Origin of the sequence: Demequina sp. (genome assembly GCF_024642165.1) — a bacterium.
Classification (GTDB): Bacteria; Actinomycetota; Actinomycetes; order Actinomycetales; family Demequinaceae; genus Demequina.
In genome coordinates this window covers 1-5,438 of sequence record NZ_JAHEBP010000133.1, presented here as the reverse complement: position 1 = coordinate 5,438, position 5,438 = coordinate 1, and the positions used below count along the sequence as shown (strand labels likewise).

Sequence of the window (5,438 nt, the reverse complement as noted above, 5' to 3'; positions counted from 1 at the left end):
TGGTGCACGTCGCCACCTATGTGGTGGCCGGCGGATTCCTCTGGGTCAATCGGCACGTGCCCGGACTGATCCTGGTCGGGCTTGGCGCGCTGTCGAATGGGGTGACCATCGCCCTGAACGGTGGCGTGCTGCCCACCACCGCGGAGGCGATCACGGCCGCCGGCATCGACCCCGATCCCGCCTTCTCGAACGTCGCCGTCGTGGACGATCCGGTGCTGCTGTGGCTGGGCGACATCTTCGCCTGGCCGGAGCTCCTTCCGCTGTCCAACACCTTCAGCGTGGGTGATGTGCTCATCGTGGTGGGCGTGGGCATCGCGGCGTGGACCGGGACGCGCCCGCTCGGCAGCGCCCCGCCGCCCACGCCGCGGCACGCCCGTCAGACCAGGGATTCGGCGACCTGGGGAGCGCTCCGGCGGGGCTGATCCCCGCGATGTGAGCACGCCTGTCGGGGCTGCTCCTCGCCCGGCATCGGCGAGGACTCAGGCGTAAAATTGTGTCGAAGGAATGCGCAGCGCGATACCCCTCCGCCCGTGGACCCGGACGCTCCCGGACCGGTGTCGGGGAAGGAGTCATCATGCGCGTCTGGATGAAGGCGGCGCCGATCGCCGTCATGATTGCGCTCGCGACCGCGGGATGCGGCTCGAGCGGCGAGGTGGACGATCTCAAGGCCCAAGTGGCCGAGGTCACGGCGGAGCGGGACGCCCTGCAGCAGCAGGTCGACACCGCGGCCGCGCGTCACGACAAGAGCGCGGAGGTCAAGGCGGCGGTCGAGGCGCTGCTCGCCGAGCCCGGCTCTTCCATACCGCCCGCGGAGTTGGCGGCGGAGCTCGCCTCCTACGCCACGGCCGACGCACAGATGGTCGACGATGTGTTCGGCGGGGTCGGCATGGAGCAGGCCTGGTACAACACGCTCTCGGGCGACCTTGACGCCACGATCGACACCATTCACCAATGGATCTCGGACGACGGCACGCAGAGCGGGAGCCTGTGGATCTGGCGCGGCTCAAATATGCAGGGCAATCCGTTCGAGTTGATCGGCGTCAACATCGACTCGCACAACGAGGAGGGCCTGATCACCGAGGAATGGGTGGGCTACCCGTACCCGGATGCCTACGTGAACGGCGCGATCGTTGGCGACGGCACCCCGACCACGATCACAGGAGAGCCGTGGGAAGGGGCGGCAGCGGAGTGAACATCCTTGCCGGGTCTTCCTTGGGCGGTTCGACCGGATCGCCCGGGAGTCCGCGGAGGTGATCAACACCCCGCGGCGTAAGTCGCCGTCCTGGCGAAGGCGACGGAGAGGGGGCACCATGTGGCGCCTGATGAGAGGAGTGGGGGCGGCCGCCGGGCTTGTGTTGGCACTCGGCGCGTGCGACTCCACGGACGCGGTGATCGAGCCAGTGGCCGTCACCGGACAAGAGATCTCGTGTGATCTCGAGGTGGAGGGCCTGACGGCCCGCTGCGTCGATGAGATGTCGGACGCGCGGGTGAGCGGGACCATGGACGTCCTGCTCGACTGTGAACCTGCGGCCGGGTTCTACATGTGCACCGGAGACCTCCTGCTCACTAACGACAACGGCACCTGGAAGGGCGTCACGGTGGGGGTGATCGAGAACGACGCGGACGGCGGCCGCAACGTGTACTCGAGCATCCTCGAGGGAACCGCCGACTACGACGGACTGCGTTACACCCTGCACTCCGACGGCGCGGATTGGCCGTGGGACGTGACCGGCGTCATCGAGCCGATCGGGTGACGGTACCGCCACGAAGGCCCCTCCGAGGAGGGGCCTTCCGTGTGCGCTGGAGCCTTCCACCTGCAGCGGATCCTGAACCCCCGGCCGGGTGCTCAGATTCGCGGCAGGTGGCGGCGGTCGATCTCCTTGACCTTCTCGACGCGGCGCGCGTACTTGTCCTCCGTGGCGCCCAGCCAGTCGGTGGCCATCCACACGCGCACGATCTCCAGGGCGAGTGCGGAACCGATGATCTTCCCGCCGATGCAGAGGACGTTGGTGTCGGAGTGGGATCGCGCCAGACCCGCGCAGAACGGGTCCTGGCACACGGCGGCGAACACGCCCGGTACCTTGTTTGCGATCATCGCTGACCCGTAGCCGACGCCATCGACGAAGATGCCGCGCTCGGCGCGACCCTCCGCGACCGCGATCGCGGCCGGGTAGACGTGGTCCGGGAGGTCGGCCGGGTCCTCGGTGTCGGTCCCGAAGTCCTCGACCTCGTGGCCGTCCCCCTCCAGGAGTGCCGCGATCTCGCGCTTGAGCGCGAGCCCGGCGTGGTCACTGGCCATCGCGATGCGCATGGTGGTCCTCTCGTCGACGCCTCCAGTGTGCATCGTCGAGCGCGGTGCCGCGCCACGACCGGCGGGAAACGCGACGCGTGACCGTCTAGAACCAGCCGAGTTCCCGCAGCTCCCGCTCGGAGATCCCCATCGCGTGACCGACCTCATGGCCCAGCACCTTGAGGATCCGGGCCGGCACCTCCTCGGGCGTGCGGCACGCGCCCAGGATGGGCAGCCGGAACAGGGTGATGGTGTTCGGCATCGAACCCGGCACGCGGCCGCCGTGAGCGGTGGACGGTATGCCGCGGAACTGACCGAGCAGGGTGGTCCCGGGACGCGTGGACCCCACCGGCGGCTGGTCGCGTACCAGCACGGCGATCTGCTCCATGAAGGAGGTGGTCCAGTCGGGCAGCGAGTCGATGGCCCGCACCACCAACTCCTCGAACTCGTCACTCGAGATGTGGACCCGACTCATGACCCCTCCCGCCTCAGTCTCGCACTCGGGGCCCCGCGCGGGGTGCCTCGCGTCAACTGTGCGGAATTGTGTCGCTTGACGGGGCTCGCGCCCTCAACTGTGCGGATGAGTGTCGGTCCCCGTTGACGAGGCCCCCGGTCAGTCGCCGTCGCCGGCTGCGGGCTCGCCGGCGGGTGCCGGCTCCCTCGGCGCCTCCGGCGCGGGGAGCGAAGCGGCGGTCATGCGCGCCCTGCGTGACCGTGCGGCGCGCACCGCGACCAGCACCACGATGCCGACCAGGGCCACGGCCGCGAGCCACGGCAGCAGCACCCCGGTGACCACCAGCGCGCCCGTGAGGAAGTCGGTCAGCGCGTTCCACCCGGACTCGAGGCCCCCCAGGAACGTCTGCGGCGCGTCGTCGACGATGACCACGGGCTCGGTGGTGAGCGAGAGGGCGATCGTCGACATCGAGACCTGGTCGTCGAGACCGCGCTGGCGGGCCTCGAGGCTCTCGAGCTGTGCCTGCCGGCTGTCGAGCTCGTTCTCGAGCGTGATGATGTCGGAGATGTCCTCCGCCTCCGCGAGCAACGACTCGATGCGTGCGGTCGATGCGCGGAGCGTGGAGATCTGGGCCTCGAGGTCCGTCACCTCCCGGGTGACGTCCGCGGAGGTGGTCGAGTACTCGTCGACCGTGCCCAGCTCGCGGAGGCGATCCACCACGGCGTCGAGGTCGTCCGCGGGGATCCGCAAGGTGAGATACGCCGAGCCGCCGTCGTACTCCGTCGGGGCCGTCTCCCTCCGCGCGTCGATGCGCCCTCCGGCGACCTCGACCAGGCCCGACGCCTGGTCGGCGGCCTTGATGGGGTCCTGCACCGTCATGTACATCTCGCCCGTGATGATGACCGAGCGGTCCTCGGTCGAGGCGTCGGTGGCCGCCGCATCGTTCCCGCCGGCCTCGGCCACGCCGCCCTCGCCATAGGCCGCGTCGGGTGCGCCCGGTGCGACCCCCGAGGAGTCGGAGCTTCCCGAGGTGCAGCCCGCCAACCCCCACCCGAGGGCGAGGATCGCGGCGATGACCACGCCCCTTCGAAAGCGGTGCGGTGTCGCGTCAGCGCGCGTGCCCATATTCCTCATACTAGGGAGACGCACAGGGGCGCGGAATCGTTGGTGCTCGAACCGTAACGATGCTGTGACCAGGCGTGATGTTGGCGCTGCCACCGAGGTGGCTTCGCTCGGACAGAGGACGTGTCGGGACCCGTCCGGAAGCGAGTGAGGAGTGCTCAACGCCCGACGTAGGGGTAGGCAACGTCGCACGCCGGGTCGTCGTCCGCGGCCGCCATCACGTCGGTGAAGTAGACCTCGCGCGACGGCAGGGTCTCGATCATCGAGCCGTGCGCCATCACCCAGCGCGCGACGTCGTCGTAGGCGGTCAGGATGTCCGGGAACTCGACGCCGGCCTTGGTGAGCGTCGCGTACGCCTCGTCATGCGCGGGCTCGAGACGGATCGAGATGCCCTCTGCGGGGCGAGCGTCCGGCGACACCACGATGCATGCCTCGACCAGGGCGCTCTGGTCAGGCGTGACGGGACCGTGGTAGATCACGTAGGTGGGCTCCTCGGGCGTCGTGTCGAGCGCGCGCAAGCCGGGGTGCGCCTCGGCATGGCGGAAGAGCGTCGAGAACGCCTCCATGATGAACGGCTCGAGCTCGGGCTGGAAGAGCTCGCGACCGATGACGGCGAGCGTGCGCTCCGGGACGGTACGGGTGCGGATGTCCATGCTGACTCCTGGGGATCTGAGCTGTTGGCTGATGTACCGGCCGATGCCCCGACGTTCCTCATGCCTGCGCTCCTGGCTCACCCACCACGCCGCGAAGGCGTTCGCCGCGTGGTCTCCGTCGGGGCCTTCAGCGAGGTCGAGGACCTCGCGGATGACGGCGAGCGGGACATCCATGCGGCGCATGGTGCCGATGAGCGTGGCGCGACGAATCTGGTCCGGCGCGTAGAAGCGGTACGAGGTGATCGGGTCGACCCGCACGGGAGAGACCAAGCCCTGCTCGTCGTAGTGCCGCAACGCCTTCACGGACAGCCGTGACAGCGCGGCGAACTCGCCGATGGTGAGCAGGTCTCCCGAGTGCATGACCTCAGCGTGCACCCTCCCGTGCGGGGAGGGTCAATTGCTTCGCTCGCGCAGGCAGTCGCCACGCCCGCGCGACCCCGCGCCTCCGCCTCACAGAACGACGAAGGCCCCTCAGCGGAGGGGCCTTCGGCGAGAGCGGGTGACGGGAATCGAACCCGCGCTATCAGCTTGGGAAGCTGAAGTTCTGCCATTGAACTACACCCGCGCGCGCCGCCCGGAGAAGGCGCGACACCCATTCTAGAGGGTCTCGGGCGCGGCCTCGACAGGGGGCTCGGGGGCATCGGCCCTCAGTCCGCCGCGCTGTCCCATGCGCTCGAGCCAGCGCACCAGCTGCCGGTGGACCGCGTCTGCGCCGTACAGCCGTCCGTCCGTGAGCAGGTCCGCATCCAGCTCCAAGTCCGTCGGGAACACCAGCAGCGGGCGGGTCTGCCAGCCGCCGAGACCGCCGTGGCAGCCCACCAGCTCCTCGAAGGCCGCGACCTCGTCGAGCGCGGGATCGTGCAGCGAGTTGAGGTAGATGTCGGGGGCGTCGGGGAACGATGCGGCCCGCAGCATGTCG

At 69.5% G+C, this 5,438-nt stretch carries 7 protein-coding genes, 1 tRNA gene and 1 pseudogene; 3 read left to right on the top strand and 6 right to left on the bottom strand.

What is annotated here, in order from left to right:
• The 3 genes from Q0L54_RS10215 to Q0L54_RS10205 form a co-directional block, all read left to right on the top strand.
• Positions 1-422: DUF5317 domain-containing protein (locus tag Q0L54_RS10215; RefSeq protein ID WP_296667822.1), on the top strand; the 422-nt coding region annotated here is incomplete at its 5' end.
• 152 nt (positions 423-574) lie between these two features.
• On the top strand, positions 575-1,192 hold the full coding sequence (locus Q0L54_RS10210) for a hypothetical protein (RefSeq protein ID WP_296667820.1): 618 nt from the start codon (positions 575-577) through the stop codon (positions 1,190-1,192).
• A 130-nt stretch (positions 1,193-1,322) separates the two neighbouring features.
• On the top strand, positions 1,323-1,754 hold the full coding sequence (locus Q0L54_RS10205) for a hypothetical protein (protein WP_296667819.1): 432 nt from the start codon (positions 1,323-1,325) through the stop codon (positions 1,752-1,754).
• A 92-nt stretch (positions 1,755-1,846) separates the two neighbouring features.
• Here Q0L54_RS10205 and Q0L54_RS10200 read toward each other — a convergent pair whose 3' ends face one another.
• The 6 genes and pseudogenes from Q0L54_RS10200 to Q0L54_RS10175 form a co-directional block, all read right to left on the bottom strand.
• Positions 1,847-2,311 carry an RpiB/LacA/LacB family sugar-phosphate isomerase gene (locus Q0L54_RS10200; protein WP_296667818.1) on the bottom strand — a complete coding sequence of 155 codons (465 nt, stop codon included), beginning with the start codon at positions 2,309-2,311 and terminating at the stop codon, positions 1,847-1,849.
• An 85-nt stretch (positions 2,312-2,396) separates the two neighbouring features.
• Positions 2,397-2,765 carry a metallopeptidase family protein gene (locus tag Q0L54_RS10195; RefSeq protein WP_296667816.1) on the bottom strand — a complete coding sequence of 123 codons (369 nt, stop codon included), beginning with the start codon at positions 2,763-2,765 and terminating at the stop codon, positions 2,397-2,399.
• A gap of 138 nt (positions 2,766-2,903) precedes the next feature.
• Positions 2,904-3,869 carry a DUF4349 domain-containing protein gene (locus Q0L54_RS10190; protein WP_296667814.1) on the bottom strand — a complete coding sequence of 322 codons (966 nt, stop codon included), beginning with the start codon at positions 3,867-3,869 and terminating at the stop codon, positions 2,904-2,906.
• Between the two features lie 155 nt (positions 3,870-4,024).
• The gene (locus tag Q0L54_RS10185) at positions 4,025-4,879 is read right to left on the bottom strand and encodes a MerR family transcriptional regulator (protein WP_296667812.1); all 855 of its coding nucleotides are present in this window, start codon (positions 4,877-4,879) and stop codon (positions 4,025-4,027) included.
• Positions 4,880-5,013: 134 nt separating this feature from the next.
• Positions 5,014-5,084 (bottom strand) — tRNA-Gly (locus tag Q0L54_RS10180).
• A gap of 32 nt (positions 5,085-5,116) precedes the next feature.
• Positions 5,117-5,438 (bottom strand): annotated as a pseudogene (locus Q0L54_RS10175) (phosphodiesterase); the annotation flags it as partial.

Excerpts from the sequence above, each read along its gene's own strand:
- Q0L54_RS10210 (WP_296667820.1), top strand. The coding sequence starts at position 575 with ATGCGCGTCTGGATGAAGGCGGCGCCGATCGCCGTCATGATTGCGCTC.
- Q0L54_RS10205 (WP_296667819.1), top strand. The coding sequence starts at position 1,323 with ATGAGAGGAGTGGGGGCGGCCGCCGGGCTTGTGTTGGCACTCGGCGCG.
- Q0L54_RS10200 (WP_296667818.1), bottom strand. The coding sequence starts at position 2,311 with ATGCGCATCGCGATGGCCAGTGACCACGCCGGGCTCGCGCTCAAGCGC.
- Q0L54_RS10195 (WP_296667816.1), bottom strand. The coding sequence starts at position 2,765 with ATGAGTCGGGTCCACATCTCGAGTGACGAGTTCGAGGAGTTGGTGGTG.
- Q0L54_RS10190 (WP_296667814.1), bottom strand. The coding sequence starts at position 3,869 with ATGGGCACGCGCGCTGACGCGACACCGCACCGCTTTCGAAGGGGCGTG.
- Q0L54_RS10185 (WP_296667812.1), bottom strand. The coding sequence starts at position 4,879 with ATGCACTCGGGAGACCTGCTCACCATCGGCGAGTTCGCCGCGCTGTCA.